Annotated in this window: 18 protein-coding genes; 3 read left to right on the top strand and 15 right to left on the bottom strand. The window is 67.0% G+C overall.

The genetic code is table 11. The annotated features are described in order from the left end of the window. From Q7J39_RS04980 to gyrA, 5 genes are all read right to left on the bottom strand, one after another. A complete protein-coding gene (locus tag Q7J39_RS04980; protein WP_304821044.1) occupies nt 1-558 on the bottom strand; it encodes a phosphohydrolase in 558 nt (185 codons plus the stop codon). Beyond that, nucleotides 555-1,016: a peptidylprolyl isomerase gene (locus tag Q7J39_RS04985; RefSeq protein ID WP_304821046.1), complete on the bottom strand. Its 462-nt coding sequence runs from the start codon at nt 1,014-1,016 to the stop codon at nt 555-557. Before Q7J39_RS04985 ends, Q7J39_RS04980 begins: the two co-directional genes overlap by 4 nt. Further along, a complete protein-coding gene (locus tag Q7J39_RS04990) occupies nt 1,016-1,888 on the bottom strand; it encodes a peptidylprolyl isomerase (RefSeq protein ID WP_304821047.1) in 873 nt (290 codons plus the stop codon). The genes Q7J39_RS04985 and Q7J39_RS04990 overlap by 1 nt, the downstream gene beginning before the upstream one ends. 105 nt (nt 1,889-1,993) lie before the next feature. Further along, complete coding sequence (coaD, locus tag Q7J39_RS04995) at nt 1,994-2,497, bottom strand: pantetheine-phosphate adenylyltransferase (RefSeq protein WP_304821049.1); 504 nt, start codon at nt 2,495-2,497, stop codon at nt 1,994-1,996. A 64-nt stretch (nt 2,498-2,561) separates the two neighbouring features. Next, the gene (gene gyrA / locus Q7J39_RS05000; protein ID WP_304821052.1) at nt 2,562-5,342 is read right to left on the bottom strand and encodes a DNA gyrase subunit A; all 2,781 of its coding nucleotides are present in this window, start codon (nt 5,340-5,342) and stop codon (nt 2,562-2,564) included. 110 nt (nt 5,343-5,452) lie between these two features. Between gyrA and Q7J39_RS05005 the strand changes: the two genes are divergently transcribed. Beyond that, complete coding sequence (locus Q7J39_RS05005; RefSeq protein WP_304821053.1) at nt 5,453-5,980, top strand: superoxide dismutase family protein; 528 nt, start codon at nt 5,453-5,455, stop codon at nt 5,978-5,980. Between the two features lie 248 nt (nt 5,981-6,228). Then, a complete protein-coding gene (locus tag Q7J39_RS05010; protein ID WP_304821055.1) occupies nt 6,229-7,281 on the top strand; it encodes a 2OG-Fe(II) oxygenase in 1,053 nt (350 codons plus the stop codon). Here Q7J39_RS05010 and Q7J39_RS05015 read toward each other — a convergent pair. Then, nucleotides 7,278-7,607, bottom strand: coding sequence for a helix-turn-helix transcriptional regulator (locus Q7J39_RS05015; RefSeq protein ID WP_304821057.1), 330 nt, complete (start codon nt 7,605-7,607; stop codon nt 7,278-7,280). The two genes, Q7J39_RS05010 and Q7J39_RS05015, sit on opposite strands and share 4 nt — an antisense overlap. Nucleotides 7,608-7,658: 51 nt before the next feature. Here Q7J39_RS05015 and Q7J39_RS05020 point away from each other — a divergent pair, with 51 nt between their 5' ends. Then, the gene (locus Q7J39_RS05020; RefSeq protein ID WP_304821059.1) at nt 7,659-8,102 is read left to right on the top strand and encodes an SRPBCC domain-containing protein; all 444 of its coding nucleotides are present in this window, start codon (nt 7,659-7,661) and stop codon (nt 8,100-8,102) included. Here Q7J39_RS05020 and Q7J39_RS05025 read toward each other — a convergent pair. The 9 genes from Q7J39_RS05025 to Q7J39_RS05065 all read right to left on the bottom strand — a co-directional run bounded on the left by Q7J39_RS05025 (nt 8,099) and on the right by Q7J39_RS05065 (nt 17,296). Then, the gene (locus Q7J39_RS05025; RefSeq protein ID WP_304821062.1) at nt 8,099-9,028 is read right to left on the bottom strand and encodes a hypothetical protein; all 930 of its coding nucleotides are present in this window, start codon (nt 9,026-9,028) and stop codon (nt 8,099-8,101) included. The genes Q7J39_RS05020 and Q7J39_RS05025 overlap by 4 nt on opposite strands. 78 nt (nt 9,029-9,106) lie before the next feature. Then, nucleotides 9,107-9,598 carry a single-stranded DNA-binding protein gene (gene ssb, locus Q7J39_RS05030; protein ID WP_304821064.1) on the bottom strand — a complete coding sequence of 164 codons (492 nt, stop codon included), beginning with the start codon at nt 9,596-9,598 and terminating at the stop codon, nt 9,107-9,109. A gap of 155 nt (nt 9,599-9,753) precedes the next feature. Further along, nucleotides 9,754-10,131, bottom strand: a complete 378-nt coding sequence (locus tag Q7J39_RS05035) for a hypothetical protein (protein WP_304821066.1) — start codon at nt 10,129-10,131, stop codon at nt 9,754-9,756. Nucleotides 10,132-10,182: 51 nt separating this feature from the next. Beyond that, on the bottom strand, nt 10,183-10,884 hold the full coding sequence (locus Q7J39_RS05040; protein ID WP_304821068.1) for a hypothetical protein: 702 nt from the start codon (nt 10,882-10,884) through the stop codon (nt 10,183-10,185). 57 nt (nt 10,885-10,941) lie between these two features. Continuing rightward, nucleotides 10,942-13,743 (bottom strand): hypothetical protein, encoded by a 2,802-nt coding sequence (locus Q7J39_RS05045; RefSeq protein WP_304821070.1) that lies wholly within the window; start codon nt 13,741-13,743, stop codon nt 10,942-10,944. A 146-nt stretch (nt 13,744-13,889) separates the two neighbouring features. Then, on the bottom strand, nt 13,890-14,717 hold the full coding sequence (locus Q7J39_RS05050; protein WP_304821072.1) for a flagellin: 828 nt from the start codon (nt 14,715-14,717) through the stop codon (nt 13,890-13,892). Between the two features lie 184 nt (nt 14,718-14,901). Further along, complete coding sequence (locus Q7J39_RS05055) at nt 14,902-15,189, bottom strand: hypothetical protein (RefSeq protein WP_304821074.1); 288 nt, start codon at nt 15,187-15,189, stop codon at nt 14,902-14,904. Between the two features lie 123 nt (nt 15,190-15,312). Further along, nucleotides 15,313-16,134: a flagellin gene (locus Q7J39_RS05060; protein WP_304821075.1), complete on the bottom strand. Its 822-nt coding sequence runs from the start codon at nt 16,132-16,134 to the stop codon at nt 15,313-15,315. 310 nt (nt 16,135-16,444) lie between these two features. Next, a complete protein-coding gene (locus Q7J39_RS05065) occupies nt 16,445-17,296 on the bottom strand; it encodes a flagellin (protein WP_304821077.1) in 852 nt (283 codons plus the stop codon). Nucleotides 17,297-17,739 lie beyond the last annotated feature (443 nt).

Below are 17,739 nucleotides of genomic sequence, written 5' to 3' on the forward strand. Positions count from 1 at the left end.
TCAAGCCAGGGAGGCGATCTCCCGGGCGATGTTGGCCCGCGCCACGTCCTCGAACAGGGCGCGGAAGGCCGGATCGGGATAGATAACCGGGGCGTCCAGGAAGTGTTGCATCACCTTGGCCCGACCGGCGCGCCAGGCCGCGTCCGGCACGTGGGCGTACTCCTCACGCACCTGATGGGCATAGGCGTCGTAGTCCAGGGGCGCGGCGGCCAGGATGGCCAGGTCGATGGAGACCAGGATTTCGCCCAGGCGGTCCTCTTCCTCCACCAGGTGACCGGCGGTCAGGCGGATCAGCCGGGCCACCTCCTCGCGGGCGTGCAGCGAGACGTCGAGGTCGCGGAGATCGCGCTTGGCCATCTCCGCGCTCTTGGCCTCGTTGTCCGAGGCGGTCGGGTCGTAGACCGCGTCGTGCCACCAGATGGCGTAGGTCAGCACCTGGCGCTCGGAGTCCATCAGGTCGGGAACCTGGTCGAGCAGCGCCAGGCACTGCTCGATGTGGGTCCGCGTGTGGTAGCGCCTATGCGGTTGCGCGTAAGCCGCTTCCAGGTCGGGGGTCACGCGTCGGCCGCGACCTTCATGGAGACGATCTTGCCGGGGGCGCGCGGCGGCTCGCCCTTGGGCAGGCCGTCCACCAGGTCCATGCCCTCGGTCACTTCACCCCAGACGGTGTACTGGCCGTCCAGGAACTTGGCGTCGTCGAAGCAGATGAAGAACTGGCTGTTGGCCGTGTTCGGCTGGTTCGTGCGGGCCATGGAGCAGACGCCGCGGATGTGGGGCTCCTTGGAGAACTCGGCGGTCAGGTTCGGCTTGGAGGAACCGCCCGAGCCGGTGCCGGTGGGGTCGCCGCCCTGGGCCATGAAGCCCGGGATCACGCGGTGGAAGACCACGCCGTCATAGAAGCCCTCGCGGGCCAGTTCCTTGATCCGCTCGACGTGGCCGGGCGCCAGGTCGGGGCGAAGCTTGATCGTCACCGGGCCGCTTTCCAGCGTCATGATCAGGGTATTTTCGGCGTCCATTACTTCACCTCTGAGGGAATTCGAATTGCGCAGGCCGTGAAATCGGCCCCCATCTCGCCACGCACATTGGCGATCTCGGCCTTGAACCAGGCGCTCGCGGGGTCGATCACCCGAACCTTGGGGCGTTCGGCGGCGGGGATATCCGCCATTACGCGGACCTTCAACATCTTATCGGGATCTGTCACCGGTTCGCCGACCTTGATGGCGCGCACCGCGTCGAGGCCGGAGATCACCCGGCCGAAGGCGGTGTAGCGCTTTTCCAGCGACGGATAGGCCTGGCGCATCAGGAAGAACTGGCTGTTGGCGCTGGCCTCGGACTCCCCGCGCGCCATGCCGGCGACGCCCGGGCAATAGAGGCCCCAGCCGGAGATCTTGCCGTCCTTGGTCATGGGCATGAGCATCGAGCTCTGGGTCATGACCGGCAGCGATCCGACGAAGCCGATCTCGGCCACCGTCTGGTCGGCGACCTGAACGAAGGGGGTCTCGGGGCCGCGGCGGAAGGTGAACTCGGCGTCCATGTCGGGCTTGTCGGAACCGCCCTCGCCGGAGTCCTTCGGGTCGCCCGTCTGGGCCATGAAGGCGTCGATCACCCGGAAGAAGGTGCGGCCGTCATAGAGGCCAGAGCGGGTCAGTTCCTTGACCCGGGTCACGTGGTTCGGGGCGACCTGCGGGGTCAGCTCCACCAGGATGCGGCCCTTGGTGCTATCGATCACCAGGACGTTGTCGGGGTCGGGGGTGCGCCAGTCGGCGGGACCGGGCGCACCGGGCGCCGGGGGCGCGACGGGGGCGGCCGGCGCCTTGGCCTTGGGCGCGGCCAGGGCCGAGCCGGCGAGCGCCAGGACGGCGGAGGAGATCAGGAGGGTGCGGATCATGGCTCACTCCTAGCCGGGCCCGGCGAAGATCGCCACCCCGCGCGGGCAGGTTTGGGCGCCGCCTGCAGTTGTTCCCCAGACCCCAAAGATAGTTCGGAAGCCGAACTACTTGGCGGCCGCCGCGACCTTGGAAAGCAGGGCTTCGCGGACGCCGGGGCTGACGAACTTGGTGACGTCGCCGCCGAGGATGGCGATTTCCTTGACCAGCTTGGAGGAGACCGCCTGGTGGCGGGGGTCGGCCATCAGGAACACGGTCTCGATGTCGCGGTCGAGCTGTTGGTTCATGGCGGTCATCTGGAATTCGTATTCGAAGTCGGCCACGGCGCGCAGGCCGCGGACGATGATGCTGGCCCCGACCTCCTTGGCGAAGTGGATCAGCAGGCCCTCATAGGGCTGGACGACGATCTCGATGTCCTTGGGCAGGCCGGCGGCCAGGTCGCGCAGAATGGCGACCCGTTCCTCAAGGGTGAACAGCGGCCCCTTGCCGGCGTTGATCGCCACCCCGATCACCAGCTTGTCGACCAGCTTCACGGCCCTGCCGATGATGTCGGTGTGGCCGTTGTGAATCGGGTCGAACGTCCCCGGATAGATCCCGACGCGGGTGGCCATTCGCCTGTATCCCCCAACTATTCTTGCCTTCGGCTTTGGCCGGGCAAGCGATTGAAGGCAAGCCCTAAGTTTCGTCGGGTCCCGCTTGTGGCTCGGCGTCCGGCTCCTCGGCCTCGCCGCCGCCCTGGTCGGCCAGGCGTTCGACAGAGACCACATGCTCGTCGGTGGCGGTGCGGAAGATGGTGACGCCGGAGGTATTGCGGCTGATGACCCGAACCTGGGTGACCGGCGTGCGGATCAGCTGACCCTGGTCGGTGACCAGCAGGATCTCGTCGAACTCCTCCACCGGGAAGGAGGCGGCCAGACGTCCGCCCTTGCCCTTCTTGGTGAGGTCCTGGGCCAGCAAGCCCTGCCCGCCCCGGCCGGTGCGGCGGAACTCGTAGGCCGAGGTCCGCTTGCCGTAGCCTTCGGTGGAGACGGTGAGGATGAACTCCTCGGCCGCCCCCAGCTCGGCGATGCGCTCGCCCGACAGGGCGGCTTCCTCGCCGGCCTCGTCGTCGTCCTCGGGCGCCGCGACGTCCTCGATATCCTCGCCCTCGCCGCTGATGGCGCGGCGCATGGCGTTGGCATGCTTCACATAGGAGGCGCGTTCGGCCGGCGTGGCGTTCACCGAGCGCAGGACGGCCATGGAGATGACGCTGTCGCCCTCGGCCAGGCGGATGCCGCGCACGCCGGTGGATTCACGGCCGGCGAACACGCGCACCTCTTCGGTGGCGAAGCGGATGCAGCGGCCAAGAGCCGTGGTCAGCAGGATGTCGTTGGCCTGGGCGTTGCAGACGCCGACGCCGATGATCTGGTCGCCCTCGTCCAGCTTCATGGCGATCTTGCCGTTGCGCTTGATGCCGATGAAGTCCGACAGCTTGTTCCGACGCACGCCGCCGGAGCGGGTGGAGAACATGACGTCGTACTGATCCCAGGTGGCCACGTCCTCGGGCAGGGGCAGGATCGAGGTGATGCTCTCGCCGGGCTCGATGGGCAGCAGGTTGACGAAGGCCTTGCCGCGCGAGGTCGGCGTGCCGACCGGCAGGCGCCAGACCTTGAGCTGATAGACCTTGCCGCCGGAGGAGAAGAACAGCATCGGGGTGTGGGTGTTGGCCGAGAAGACGCGGGTGACCGCATCCTCTTCCTTGGTGGACATGCCCGAGCGGCCCTTGCCGCCGCGATGCTGGGTCCGATAGGTCACCAGCGGGGTGCGCTTCACATAGCCGCCGTGGGTCACGGTGATGACCATGTCCTCACGGGCGATCAGGTCCTCGTCCTCGACGTCGGCGTCGCCGTCGACGATCTCGGTGCGGCGCGGCACGGCGAAGGCGGTGCGCACCTCCACCAGTTCCTGACGGACCACGGCCATGATGTTGTCGCGCGACGACAGCATGGACAGGTGGCCCTGGATGGCGCCGGCCAGGGTCTCGGCCTCGCCGAAGATCTCGTCACGGCCAAGGCCGGTGAGGCGCGACAGGGTCAGCGCCAGGATGGCGCGAGCCTGTTCCTCGGTCAGGCGGATCAGGCCGCCCGCTTCCAGGATGGTGCGCGGGTCGGCGATCAGCTCCACCAGGGGCATCATGTCGCTGGCCGGCCAGCCCTTGGCGACGATGCGCTCGCGGGCCTCGGCCGGGTCCTTGGACGAGCGGATGATGTGGATGAACTCGTCGATATTGGCCACGGCGATGGCCAGGCCCACCAAGACGTGGCCACGGTCGCGCGCCTTGGACAGTTCGAACTTCTCGCGCCGGACAACGACTTCCTCGCGGAACTCGATGAAGGCCACGATCATCTCGCGCAGACCCATCTGCTGCGGACGGCCGCGGTTCAAGGCCAGCATGTTGACGCCGAAGGAGCTCTGCAGCGGGGTGAACCGGTAGAGCTGGTTCAGCACCACGTCGGCCGAGGCGTCGCGCTTCAGCTCGACCACCACGCGCATGCCCTGGCGATCGCTTTCGTCGCGCAGGTCGGCGATGCCCTCGATGCGCTTCTCGCGCACCAGTTCGGCGATCCGCTCCACCAGACCGGCCTTGTTCACCTGATAGGGGATGGCGGTGATGATGATGGCTTCGCGATCCTTGCGGATCTCTTCGATGGCGGCCTTGCCGCGCATGATCACCGAGCCGCGGCCGGTCATCAGGGCGTTGCGGGCGCCGGTGCGGCCGATGATCTCACCGCCGGTGGGGAAGTCGGGGCCCGGAACGATGTCCAGAAGTTCGTCCAGCCCGATCTCGGGATTGTCGACATAGGCCAGGCAGGCGTCGACGATCTCACCCAGGTTGTGGGGCGGGATATTGGTGGCCATCCCGACGGCGATGCCGCCGCCGCCGTTGACCAGCAGGTTGGGCAGGCGCGACGGCAGGACGGTGGGCTCGTGCTCCGAGCCGTCATAGTTGTCCTTGAAGTCGACGGTGTCCTTGTCGAGGTCGGCCAGGATCGACATGGCCGCCTTGGTCAGGCGGCACTCGGTGTAGCGCATGGCGGCCGGGGGATCGTTGTCCACCGAGCCGAAGTTGCCCTGACCGTCGATCAGCAGCTGGCTCATGGAGAACGGCTGGGCCAGGCGAACCAGGGTGTCGTAGATCGCGAGGTCCCCGTGCGGGTGGTACTTACCCATCACGTCGCCGACGACGCGGGCCGACTTCACATAGGAGCGGTCGGGCGTATGCCCCTGTTCGCTCATGGAGAAGAGGATGCGCCGGTGAACCGGCTTCAGGCCGTCGCGCACGTCCGGAAGGGCGCGGCTGACGATGACGCTCATGGCGTAGTCGAGGTAGGACTTCTTGAGTTCGTCCTCGATGGCGATAGGGGCGATGCCCCCGCGCCGGCCGTCGTCCGGAGGGATAGTGCTGTCGTCGCTCAAGGGGAATTTTTCGCCGTTGGAATCGGACTGGAAATCAGACTTCAGTTGTTACCATCCCAGGACCCCCGAGGCCAACCTTCGTGAGCCTGGGAAACGCCTATGGAGACAGTATGAAATTCGCCCTCCCCGGCCTGATCATCAGTCTGGCCGCCACGGCCGCCATCGCGGCAGCCGCCCCCGCCAACCTTCGGATCGATCTCAAGAATTCCACCGGCGGCTCCGCCGGGACCCTGACCCTGACCGAGGCCCCCAACGGGGTGATGCTGAAGGTGGAGGCCAAGGGCCTGACCCCCGGCTGGCACGGCCTGCATTTCCACGAGAAGGGTGACTGCTCGGCGGCCGGATTCACCTCGGCCGGGGCCCATGTGCACGGCCAGGCGAGCGTGGTTCACGGACTGTTGAACCCGGACGGCAACGAGGCCGGCGACCTGCCCAACCTCTATGTCGCCGCCGACGGGACCGGGACCGCCGAACTGTTCTCCGGCTACGTCTCGCTGAGCGGCCAGGGCGCCCGGTCCGCCCTGACGGATGCCGACGGCTCGTCCCTGGTGATCCACGCCAACGCCGACGACCACAAGACCCAACCGATCGGCGGCGCCGGCGCGCGGGTGGCCTGCGGGGTCATTCCGAAGGGGTAGGCGCTTCGTTTGCTCGCCTTCTCCCTTTCCGGGGGAGCGCTCCGCTCTCAAATTATTCCCGTCATCCCGGACGGCCGCCAGGCCGATCGGGGACCCAGGGGCCCAGCGCACCGCCCCTGGATCCCGGCTCTCCGCTGCGCTGCGTCCGGGATGACGTGTTGGTTTTGCCGGACGGGGCTATCGACCCCGCAGGGAGAGAGGGAAAATCCTTGCCTTGCAAGGCCGGGCGTCCGGCGGCAACCTGTGGAATGTCCATCGTCGTGGGCGCGCTCGCGCCGCGGTTTGTCTGTGCGACGACCAGCAATCCCCGCTACACCTCCGCGGCCTTCGGCGGCCGTTACGTGCTGCTGGCCTTCCTGCCCACCGACCTGGCCGGACGGCGCGCGGCGCTCGGGGCGATCGGCGCGCACCGGGCCCTGTTCGACGACGTGAAGCTGTCGGCCTACGGCGTTCTGCGCGACGCCCAGGCGATCGAGATGGCCCGCGACCAGACCGGGCTGCGCTGGTTCTTGGACCGCGACGGCGCGGTGAGCCGGCTGTTCGAGGCCCTGACGGCCGACGGCGAGGCCCGCCCCCGCTGGGTGCTGCTGGACCCCGCCGAATGCGTGCTGGCGATCGCCGATATCGACAAGACCGACGACCTGTTCGCCCAGATCGCCGCCCTGCCCGCGCCGCAGGACCACGCCGGGGTTCCGCTGCACGCCCCGGTGCTGATCGCGCCCCGCATCTTCGAACCCGACCTCTGCCGCCGGCTGATCGCCTATTACGAGGCCGACGGCGGCTCGCCCTCCGGGGTGATGCGGGAGATCGACGGCAAGACGGTGGGCATCCTGGACGATTACAAGAAGCGCCGCGACACCATGATCACCGACCCCGACCTGGCGCGCGAGACCCGCGAGGCCCTGAGCACGCGCCTGCTGCCGCAGATCCGCAAGGTCTTCCAGTTCCGGGTCGGCTACATCGAGCGCTACATGGTGGCCTGTTATGACGCGCAGGATGGCGGCTATTTCAAACCGCACCGGGACGACACCACGCGCGGCACCGCCCACCGGCGGTTCGCCTGTTCGATCAACCTGAACGCCGAGGACTTCGAGGGCGGCGACCTGACCTTCGCGGAGTTCGGGCCCAAGACCTATCGCCCGCCCACCGGCGGGGCGGTGGTGTTCTCCTGCTCGCTGCTGCACGAGGCGACCCCGGTGACCCGCGGCAAGCGCTACGCCTTCCTGCCGTTCTTCTACGACGCGGCGGCCGCCGCGATCCGCGAGGCCAATCAGGACGCTTTGGGCAGCGCCGAGGCCTAGACTTCTTCCAGGTCCCGCTTCAGACGCGTCAGCAGGTCCACCGCGTGGGCCGCATAGGGCGAGATCCAGCGGTCCGAGATCGCCTTCACCGGCGAGGCGTTCAGGTAGTTCCAGCGGCTGCGCCCCTCACGCCGGGCGATGATCAGCTCGGCGCGCTCCAGCACCCCGATGTGCTGCATGACCGTGCAGCGATCCAGGGCGCCGAGGAAGTGCGCGCAGAGCTCCCCCGTGGTGCGCGGCCCGGCCTTCAGCAGGTCCAGGATTTCCCGCCGGCGGCGGTCGGCGAGCGCCTTGAAGACCAGGTCATCTGCGTCGTCGGTTGACATGTTATATTTTCATAACATATTTGGCGGCGAAGGCAACAGGAAGGTGCTCCCATGGAGGCGAAATTCGAGGTGCAGCTTAAGATCCGCAAGCCCGTCGCCGAGGTGTTCGAGGCGGTGGTGAACCCCGCCAAGCTCACAGGCTACTTCCTCCAGACCTCCAGCGGGCCATTGGCCGAAGGGTCCACCGTGACGTGGAAGTTCGCCGAGGTGGACCAGACCTACGACGTGGTGGTGGGCCAGGTGGTGAAGGACGAGACGATCGTCTTCGACTGGCCCTCCGACGTGCCGGGCGGCGGCAGCACCCATGTCCAGATGATCTTCAAGACCTTGGACGCCGACAACACCATGGTCCAGATCCGCGAGGGCGGCTGGCCCGATACGGCGGCGGGCAGCAAGGCCTCGCACGGCAACGCCGGGGGCTGGATGCACATGATGTGCTGTCTGAAGGCGAATATCGAATACGGCATCGACCTGCGGGCCGGCGGCGCCTTCTAGGCCAAACCTTCCAGGCGGATGGCGTCCAGCTCGGCGGCGGTGAGCACGCCGGCCTGGAACAGGGCCAGGTATTCCTCCGACAGGCTGGAACCGAAGATCAGCACGTCGTCGGTGTTGACGGTGACCCTGACGCCGGCGTCCACCAGCGCGCGGATCGGGTGGTCCTCCATCCGCCCCACCCGGCCCAGCTTGAGGTTGGAGGTCGGGCAGATGTGCAGGCGCACGCCCGCATCGGCCAGGGCGCGCATCACCTGGGGAGACTGCGCCGCGGCGATGCCGTGCTGCACCTCGTCGAGCTCCAACAGTTCCACCGCGCGCCAGACATCGTCGGCGGTCCCCCACTCCCCCACATGGGCCTTGAGCTTCAGACCGGCGGCCTTGGCGCGGCGGTAGAGGGGCGCGAAGACCTCGATGGGTTGTGCGAATTCGTCGCCGGAGAGGTCCAGGGTCCGGAACACCCCAAGCTCCAGCATCGGCGTCATCCAGAAGTCGAGCGCGCGGAACGGGCAGTGGCGGGAGAAGCTCATCTGCGGGATCCACTCGACCTGCGGCCCGCCCGCCGCATGGGCGGCCTGCAGCATGTCCCAGACCGGCTGGGCCTGGTTGTCGTAGTGGGTGATCTCCCAGACATCGGCGCCGACCTCGATGCGGGTGACGCCGTCACAGGCGGCCTGGACGAAGGTGGCCTCGAAGGCCAACGCCCTCCCCTGCCCCTGGAACAGCCCGGCCAGATGCTCGCCGGTCCAGGCGTGCATGTCGTCCATGGAGGTGAGCACACGGTCGACGGGGACGATGTCGCGTCCGGTGCGCGCGCGCAGGAAGTCGCGGTTGCCGCTGCCGATGGCATGAAGATGCAGGTCGGCCTTGGGACAGGCCCGGACCCCGGCGAGATCACCGGCTTCAAGAGCGGTCTGGAAGGCGGACATCGGAACCCCCGACAACGAGAAACGGCCGGCTCCCAGGGGAACCGGCCGCTCTTTCTACAAGCCCATCGGCCGCAAAGCCTAGAACGGGATCTCGTCGTCCAGGTCGGCGGAGAAGTCTTCGCGCGGGCCCGAACTCTGGGCGCGCGGGGCGCCGCCTGACGAGAAGCCGCCGCGGTCGCCGCTGGAGAACCCGCCGCCCTCTTCGCGCTCGGCGTCGCCGCGGCCGTCCAGCATGGTCAGTTCACCGCGGAACTTCTGCAGCACGACCTCGGTGGAGAACTTCTCCACGCCCGACTGGTCGGCCCACTTGCGGGTCTGGATCGAGCCCTCGATGTAAACCTTGGAGCCCTTCTTCAGGTAGTTCTCGGCCACCTTCACGAGGTTCTCGTTGAAGATCACCACCCGGTGCCACTCGGTCTTTTCCTTGCGCTCGCCCGAGGACTTGTCGCGCCAGGTTTCGGAGGTGGCGATGCGCAGATTGGCGACCCGGTCGCCCGAGCCGAGACTGCGAATTTCGGGATCGGCGCCCAGATTGCCGACCAGAATGACCTTGTTGACGCTGCCCGCCATGATGCTTTCCCTGTCTTTTCCGTAGATGCGGACGTTCACGTCCTGCGCGCACGCTAGACGAGCGGGATCAGCCGATCAATATTAATGTTCTGGGTTCGTTCACGTTTGACGCCCGCCGTCCACAGGCCATTGCCGCGGCCTGAAGTCGCGCGGCCCTATTGGCGCGGCATGGCGCCCGGAACCGCCAGCCGGCCGTCGCCCGTGCGGACCAGGGCGGGATAGCGGTGCGCCTCCAGGGACGGGGCGGTGAAGATCCCCTCCTTCTGGAGGAAGATGAAGTTGCCCTGATAGGCGCCGGTGATCTCGTACTGGCTGCCGCCGAGGCTGAGGAAGCGGACGCGCATGGCCTCCAGGGCCGCGGCGCAGTGCTCCAGGTCCGACTGGGCGGCAGGCAGCTTGTTGTACTTCAGCGACCCGTCCTTCTGGGGCGCGACCATGTAGCAGACGCCGACGTCGCCAGGCGGGACGGTGCGTTTGGCGCAGGCGCCGAGGGCGATCAGGGCGGCGCCGAGCAGGAGAAGATTGCGAACCATGGCCATAGACTACACAGGCCGATTGCGGCGCGCGAGTGGCCTTCGTCGTTCTTAGCCGATCGCCGGGATCGCGCAGCCGCCGCCCTGGTCCACCAGGCTGCGGAAGCTGCGGTTGTCGCCGGAGACTTCGACCTTGCCGGGCACCAGACGCAAGGTCTGGGTCATCCAGCGGCCATAGGTCGCCCCGCCGGGACGCTCGCAGCGACCGGCGAACAGGGCCTGGACGCATCCGTTGAGCGACATCTCCGACGGCAGCCGGGACCAGGCGTTGCCCGAATAGCGCCAGCAGGCTCCGGCCGGGCCGCCGGCGGCCGGCGAGACGGGGGCCGAGGCCGCGGTGGGCGCGGTGGGCGCCGTCGTGGGCAGGGCGGGCTCGACGGCGGCGGTCTGGATCGGCGGCAGGGGGGTCAGCACCATGCCCGCGTCGTCGGCGGCGGCGAGATTGCCGCTGGAGTCGACGCCCACATCAAGGGCGCCGGTGGCCACGCCGTTCTTCTTGGCGCACTCGGCCAGGGTGACCTCGCCGACATACTGGCCGGCGACGAAGCAGCGCAGCGGCCGGGCCGGGTCGATCCCGCCGTCGTCAGCGGTGGTGGTCTCCACCACCAGGCCGCCCTGCGAGGCGGCCGGCGCGGTGTGGCGGTCGTTGCGGGTCTTGGACACCATGCCGATGGCGATGCCGAGTCCCGCCATGAGCGCGAGCGCGCCGCCGATCAGGGCCAGCACAATCCGTCGGTCATTGAACATATCCATGGCTTCTCGCTAGACCGCGCGTGTGACGGTTTCAAGCGCTCGTGATCGGCAGGCGAATTAGCCGCCGCCGTTCAGGCGGTCGAGGGCGGCCTGATAGTTGGCGATCTGGTTGGTCAGATAGGCCGGGACCGTGCCGGTGGCCTGGGCCTTTTCGGCCTTTTTCTGGGCCTCCGGCGTGGCGGCTTCCTTGAGGTCCTTGTAGGCGGTGCGGATCACGTTGAGCGCCGAGGCCAGCTCGGCCTTGGTGTGGGCGATTTCCTCGGCGTTGTTGAGGTTCATCTCCATGTCCATGCCCAGGCCGTAGAACATCCCCTTGCCGTCCGCCGCGGTGGTCTTGCCGTCCTTGCCCGTCACGGTGGCGCGCACCACGCCCTCGGGGATGCCCAGCAGGGACAGCGCGTCCTTGCCGGCCTTGCCGGCGGCGAACTCCAGGATGTTGCGCGGGTTCTGCGGCTTGATCTGCAGCTTGCGCTGGCCGTCGGAGGTCACGACGCTGACGTCGGCCTGGTAGTTCAGGCCCCGCTTCAGCTTGGCGACCAGGGACTCCATGGTCTCGCCGGCCTCGATGGTGATGGTCTTGAACGTGCCGCCGTTGCCGCCCTTGACCTGGAACTGGTCGCCGGGGCGCACGGCGCTGACGGCGCTGAGCTGGACGGCGTCAGTCATGTCCATCGTGCCCTTGGGCAGGCCCAGGCGGTCCAGGGCGCTGGCCCCGGAGGTGTCCACGGCGATGGCGGTGGGGGTGGCGTAGCCGTCCTTGCCGGTAAACCGGCGGGTGAAGCCGGTGGCGCCGGTGTCGAGGTTCAGTTCGGTGAGGAACCCGTCCTTCTTGCCCTTGGCGTCGAGGTCGGGGAGATCAGAGCCCGCCTGTCCGGTCAGGAAAACCCGCCCCTCGGAAACGGCCATGCCCACGACCTTGTCGTCTCCGGTCCCGCCATAATAGGCTACCCGGTCGCCGGCGCCCGCGCTGAGGTCGGCCGAGATCCGCGCGGCGAAGGCGTCGAGCCCGGCGGTATAGGCCCGGGTGGTGACGCCCGCCGACAGGCTGTCGCCGCCGGCCGACCCGGCGATCACCAGCTGGCCGCCGTCCAGGGCCAGGCCGGCGATGGCGCCGCCGGAGAGGTCGCCCAGGTCGCGGGTGGCGGTCTCGACGGCGCCGCCGCCCGACATGTCGAAGCGGTGGAGGACGGCGCGGCCGCCCTCGTTGTTGGCCATGACCAGGGAGTCGCCGTCCACCACCAGGCCGCCTGGGCGGTCGGAGCCGGTCGAGCCGACGCTATGGACGAACAGGGTCGAGACCTTGTTCTTGGCGTCGGCCTTGAAGCCCTCGATGTAGCTGTCCCAGCCGCCGAGCGCCGTGGTCCCGGGCAGGCTGGATTGGGCGCGGCCGGCCACATAGACGCTGCCGTCGGCCCCGAAGGCGATATTGGTGGCCTCGTCGTTCTGGCGCGCGCCGCGGCGTTCGGTCCAGAGTTCCTGGCCGTCGCCATCCATGACGGTGACGAAGCTGTCGGACTGGGTGGCGAAGCTGCCGGTGGCGCCGGAGTTCAGCGCCCCCTCGACCGCCCCGCTCAGGGCGCCGGTGACCTTGCCGGCGATGGCGATCTTGCCGTCGGCGGAGACCGCGAGCGCCAGGCCGCTGGCGCTGGTGGAGGCGCCCAGGGTGCGGGTGAACAGCAGCTTGCCGGCCGAGTCGTATTTCAGCAGGGCGACGTCCTGATCGCCCTTGATCTGCTGGCCGCCGACCTTGTCGGAGACATCGGCCAGGACATAGACCGAGCCGTCGGCGGCGACCTGGGTGGCGTGGACCGCGCCCACCGACTTTTCCATGTCCTTGGCCCAGACCCGGCCGTCGATGTAGTTGGCCTCCCCAGTGGCCTGGGGCGGCGGGGTCACGTCGGCGGTGTCGGTCTGGACCTTCAGCAGCTGGCTGATGATCACCCCGTCCTTGGTGGCCGCCTTGCCGTCGGGATCAGGATTACCGACGCTCTGGGCCAGGTAGATGGCCGGCTCGGTCTTGGGGGCCGAGAAGGTCAGGGTGTCGCCGGAATCGATGTTGAACTTCATCGCCCACTGGTCGGGATTGACCCCGACCTTGGTGGACTTGCCGCCGATGGTGATCATCCGGTCGCCGCCGGGGATGCGCAGGGAAGACACGCTGGTCCCCACCTCGGCGTCCCCGAGCTTGCCGTTGATGTAGGACAGCACGTTGGCCATGTTGCGCGGCGTCGCGCCCATCTCGTCCAGGTCGATGGCCACGTCGTGGATGACGTTGACCCGCTTGATGGAGATGTTGAACTTCACCTCGCCCTGGAAGGCGTCGATCGGCGCGCTGACATTGCCCGACACCAGGGGCGGCGTCGTGTAGTCGGTCTTGACGCGGTTGACGCCGACGGTGGACTTGGCCTTGTCGGCCACCGTCGCGCGGGTCAGGCGCAACTGGTCCATGTCGAGCTGTTCGGTATAGGTGGTGATCTCGGCCAGACCCTTGGCGAACACCGACTGGATCCGGGCCTTGTCCGTGCTGCTGAGGTTCTTGCCGCCCATCTGGTCGACGACGCCGGCCAGGGTGTCGATTCCCTGATAGAGCGCAAACAGCTTCTTGTAGTCGGCGCTGGCGCCCGCCAGGTCGAGCTGGGCGGCGCCCTCGTCCACCAGCTTGCGGCCCAGCATGGCGTTCTTGACCGCCGTGGTCATCAGGGCCGGCGTGTTGGATGCGGTCTGGGCGCCCGGCAGCCAGGGGGCGCTCGGGGCGTACTTCTTGGCCGGCGCAGTCGAGCCGCCAGCCGAGGTCAGGGGCACGCCGGCGCGGCCCTGATAGTAGTTCAGCAGAATATTGGTGTCGAAGGTGATCGTCATGACCTGCCGTCCGCGGACGCAGATCCGCGACCAGACCTTTGCACATCAGGGGATGACGAGGGGTTAAGCCGCAGCGTTAAGACGGCAAAAGCCCGAGCTTCGAGAGCTCGGGCCTCAAGACCTTCCCAGCGGCGGGACACGCGCAATTACTTGAACAGCGACAGGATGATCTGGGGCGCCTGGTTGGCGATCGACAGCGCCTGGGCGCCAAGCTGCTGCTGGACCTGAAGGGCCTGCAGGTGGGCGCTTTCCTTGGCGACGTCGGCGTCCACCAGGTTGCCGATCCCGGCCTGCAGCACGTCGGTCAGCTTGGAGACGAACTTGTTGTGGTTCTCGATCTGCTTGGCCTGGGCGCCGAGCGCGCCGAGCGCCTGGTTGACGTTGCCGATGGAGGCGTCGAGATCGACCAGCGCCTGCTGGGCGTCGGCGACGGTGTTGATCGACGCCGTCGCGACCATGGTGATGATCCCGGCGCCCAGGCTCATGTCCTGGCCCGACAGGGTGATGTAGGCGTTGGCGTCGGCGTTGGCGAGGAAGCGGATCGAGGTGGTGGTGCCGTCCAGGATGTCGGCGCCGTCGAAGTTGGCGTTCTGGCCCACCTGGGTGATCTGACGCAGGATCGACTTGAAGTCGGCGTCAAGGGCCGTGCGGGAGTTGGCGTCCAGGGAGGGGTCCTGGGCCGAGACCACCTTTTCCTTCAGCTGGACCAGCAGGTCGGAGATGGACTCCCCGGCCGCCATGGAGACTTCGGCGATGGACTGGGCGCGGTCCAGGCTCATCTTCACCGCCGAGAGGGCGCCGATGTCGGCGCGCTGTCCCTGGGCGATGGACCAGACCGAGGCGTTGTCCTTGGCGTTCGCGATCGACAGTCCGGTGTTGATGCGGTTCTGGACGTCGCTCAGTTCGTCGTTGGTCTTGTTCAGGTTCTGCAGCGCGACGAGCGCGGACTTGTTGGTGTGAACGCTGATTGACACTACCCGGCCTCCTTGGCGCGCCCGCCCCCTTCAACCGGCTCTTCTGCGAGTCGGTGGGTGCGGTCTTCCTGCGCTGGAAGCTATGGAATCATGGTGTCCAGAAGGTTAACGCCCACATGCGAGCGCCTGCCAACCGGGTCCCCGGGGCAGTAAAACCTTCAGATTCAGAGGCTGTTGAGCCCCGTCAGATCTTGGCGCGGATGACCGTGCCGGCGGCGTAGCCGTCTTCCTCACGCATCTTCAGGAGCTCTTCCCTCGGATACTGCGCCACAATGTCACCGGTCCGCCGGTCGACTGTCTTGTAGACGTAGGAACCGTCCTGCTCCTCGATGATCAGCCGGATATCCGCCTGATCTTCAGCCCCTTCGGCGACCCGGGCCGCGCGCGGTGCGGGTTCGGGCGGTGCGGGATGCTGCTGCTGATTGAGGTTTTGGTCGGTGATGGCCGCCAGATTTGTCGCCTTGGTTTCCATTTCTCCCTTCGTTGACGGGGGTGACCCGTGAACGTCCCTGTTTGACCGAAATCGGCGGGGAGGACTTCGCCCTCCCCGCCAGGTCCGGCCGGTGACGAGGCGTTTCCGCCTCGCGCGCCTGCCCTAGCCGCGGAAGAGGCTGAGCAGACCCGAAGAGGAGCTGTTGGCGATCGAGAGCGCCTGGACACCCAGCTGCTGCTTGGTCTGCAGCGAGGTGAGTCGCGCGCTTTCCTTGGCCAGGTCGGCGTCGACGAGGTTGCCCACCCCGGCGTCGATCGAGTCCTGCAGCTTGCCGATGAAGGTCAGGTGGGCCCCGAGCGACTTGGAGCCCGTACCCATCTTCGACAGAGCGGTCGAGACCGTGGTGATGGCGGCGCCGACGGTGGCGATCATGGCTTCGGCTGTCGCCTGGGTCGAAATCGAGCCGGTGTTCAGGCTGATGCCGGCCAGGGAAAGGTCCTGGGCCTGGACCGTGATCTTCGAGCTGCCGTCGTCATTGGCCAAGGCGGCGATGGTGGTGCCGGTGGCGCTAATCATGTTCACGCCGTTGAACGTGGCGTTCGAAACCGACTTCGCGATCTGGTCGCGCATGGCGTTGAAGTCGTCGCTCAGGGCGGTCCGCGAGGCGGTGTCAAGGCTGGAGTCGGAGGCGGCCAAGGCCTTTTCCTTCATCTGCAGAAGCAAATCGGAGACAGCTTCACCGCCGGCGATGGCGACATCGACGGTGGATTGCGAGCGCTGAAGGGAGTCTTTGACCGCGTTCAGGGAGCCGGAGGTGGCGCGTTGGTTCTGAGCGATGGCCCAGATGGCGCCGTTGTCCTTCGCCGAAGCGATCTTCTTGCCGGTGTTGATGCGGTTTTGAACCGTCATCAGGTCGGCGTTGGTGGCGTTGAGGTTCTGCAGGGCGACCATCGCCCCGACGTTGGTATTGACGCTATTCGGCATCAGAGGTGTCCTTGTTCTCAGGTCACCGGTCTGCATTTTGCTGACCGCAGGCATTTTGCCCACGTGGTTAAAAGCAAGTTTTGGGCCAGGTCAGCGGCAGGGCCCACGGGCTATCGTCCCGCCACAAGATATTGAAATGGTTGGATTAAACCCTTGTTAGGGACGTTTGCGCACGGCAGGACTTGCCTACCTCAACGGCGCTTGGGCAGAAATTGCCGACCTCATGCGGCAAACGGCGCCCAGCAGTTCAAAGAGCTCGCCGGGCGGGGCCACCCCTTTCGGGGGAGCGCCCGCCCGGCGCTGCGACCAACTAGCTGCGGAACAGAGACATAATCGTCTGTGGCATCTGGTTGGCGATCGACAGCGCTTGGACACCGAGTTGCTGCTTCGTCTGCAGCGAGGTGAGCCTTGCGCTCTCCTTGGCGAGGTCAGCATCGACGAGGTTGCCCACGCCGGCGTCGACCGCGTCCTGTAGCTTGTTGATGAAGGTCAGGTGATTGGCGAGCGACTTGGAACCGGTGCCGAGCTTCGACAGGGCGGTCGAGACATTCGCAATAGCGGCCCCGACTGTCGCAATCATAGCCGTGGCGCCTGCTTGGGTCCCAATGGAGTCGGTCGCCAACAGCCCCACCGCGCTCCCGGGAGTGTCCAGCGACATATCCTGAGCCAGCACCGTGAGCCTGGAAATCCCAGACTCATCGGCAAGGGCCGAGATCGTCACCGCACCACTCGGGAGGGCTCCGTTCAACATATTCACGCCGTTGAACGATGCGTTGCCGACCGCTTTCTGGATTTGGTCGCGCAGGGCCATGAAGTCTTCGTTCAGGGCATTGCGAGATGCAGCATCCAGGCTGCTGTCGGAAGACGCGAGAGCCTTTTCCTTCATCTGAAGCAGAAGGTCCGAAACCGTCTCCCCACCAGCAATGGCGACGTCGACCGTAGACTGACTGCGTTGCAGTGAATCCCGGACGGCGTTCAACGATCCGGACGCCGCGCGCTGGTTCTGAGCGATAGCCCAGACAGCGCCGTTGTCCTTGGCGTTTGCCACCTTCTTGCCAGTGTTGATGCGGTTTTGAGCCATCGCCAGGTCGGAGTTGGTCGCATTGAGGTTTTGGAGCGCGACCATCGCGCCCACGTTGGTATTCACCGAATTATACGGCATTTGGGATCCTTCCATTCTGGTCGGGAGAGAGTTTGCGGCTTTTGCCTGCGGGGCGGGTTTTTCGCCTTGCCAACACTCTCGCAAGCAGCGGGCCAATTTCGGCCGCGCGTTCACATTTTATCTCATTGTTTTTATTGCGCTTTATAACCGGCCGACAAGGGGCGCATTAATCACACCGGGGATGATTTGCCGCCTCGGCATGAGTTGCCGGGGGGAAAGCAACGCCCCGGTCGGCAGGACTCGATTCTGCCTAGTGCGGCAAGCCCAGGGGCGCCGCTTCGCCGCATTGGCCGCCGGAGGTCAGGCCGCGCCGCTCTTCAGCAGGCCATCGAAGTAGGCGATGGTGCGCGCCAGGCCCTGCTCCAGGGCGATGGTGGGCTGCCAGTCGTCCAGCAGGGCGCGGGCCTTGGAGATGTCGGGCTGGCGCTGCTTGGGATCGTCCG

This window comes from Phenylobacterium sp., assembly GCF_030651185.1.
Taxonomy (GTDB): Bacteria; Pseudomonadota; Alphaproteobacteria; order Caulobacterales; family Caulobacteraceae; genus Phenylobacterium.

Excerpts from the sequence above, each read along its gene's own strand:
- Q7J39_RS04985 (WP_304821046.1), bottom strand. The coding sequence starts at position 1,016 with ATGGACGCCGAAAATACCCTGATCATGACGCTGGAAAGCGGCCCGGTG.
- Q7J39_RS04990 (WP_304821047.1), bottom strand. The coding sequence starts at position 1,888 with ATGATCCGCACCCTCCTGATCTCCTCCGCCGTCCTGGCGCTCGCCGGC.
- coaD (WP_304821049.1), bottom strand. The coding sequence starts at position 2,497 with ATGGCCACCCGCGTCGGGATCTATCCGGGGACGTTCGACCCGATTCAC.
- Q7J39_RS05005 (WP_304821053.1), top strand. The coding sequence starts at position 5,453 with ATGAAATTCGCCCTCCCCGGCCTGATCATCAGTCTGGCCGCCACGGCC.
- Q7J39_RS05010 (WP_304821055.1), top strand. The coding sequence starts at position 6,229 with ATGTCCATCGTCGTGGGCGCGCTCGCGCCGCGGTTTGTCTGTGCGACG.
- Q7J39_RS05015 (WP_304821057.1), bottom strand. The coding sequence starts at position 7,607 with ATGTCAACCGACGACGCAGATGACCTGGTCTTCAAGGCGCTCGCCGAC.
- Q7J39_RS05020 (WP_304821059.1), top strand. The coding sequence starts at position 7,659 with ATGGAGGCGAAATTCGAGGTGCAGCTTAAGATCCGCAAGCCCGTCGCC.
- Q7J39_RS05025 (WP_304821062.1), bottom strand. The coding sequence starts at position 9,028 with ATGTCCGCCTTCCAGACCGCTCTTGAAGCCGGTGATCTCGCCGGGGTC.
- ssb (WP_304821064.1), bottom strand. The coding sequence starts at position 9,598 with ATGGCGGGCAGCGTCAACAAGGTCATTCTGGTCGGCAATCTGGGCGCC.
- Q7J39_RS05035 (WP_304821066.1), bottom strand. The coding sequence starts at position 10,131 with ATGGTTCGCAATCTTCTCCTGCTCGGCGCCGCCCTGATCGCCCTCGGC.
- Q7J39_RS05040 (WP_304821068.1), bottom strand. The coding sequence starts at position 10,884 with ATGGATATGTTCAATGACCGACGGATTGTGCTGGCCCTGATCGGCGGC.
- Q7J39_RS05045 (WP_304821070.1), bottom strand. The coding sequence starts at position 13,743 with ATGACGATCACCTTCGACACCAATATTCTGCTGAACTACTATCAGGGC.
- Q7J39_RS05055 (WP_304821074.1), bottom strand. The coding sequence starts at position 15,189 with ATGGAAACCAAGGCGACAAATCTGGCGGCCATCACCGACCAAAACCTC.
- Q7J39_RS05060 (WP_304821075.1), bottom strand. The coding sequence starts at position 16,134 with ATGCCGAATAGCGTCAATACCAACGTCGGGGCGATGGTCGCCCTGCAG.
- Q7J39_RS05065 (WP_304821077.1), bottom strand. The coding sequence starts at position 17,296 with ATGCCGTATAATTCGGTGAATACCAACGTGGGCGCGATGGTCGCGCTC.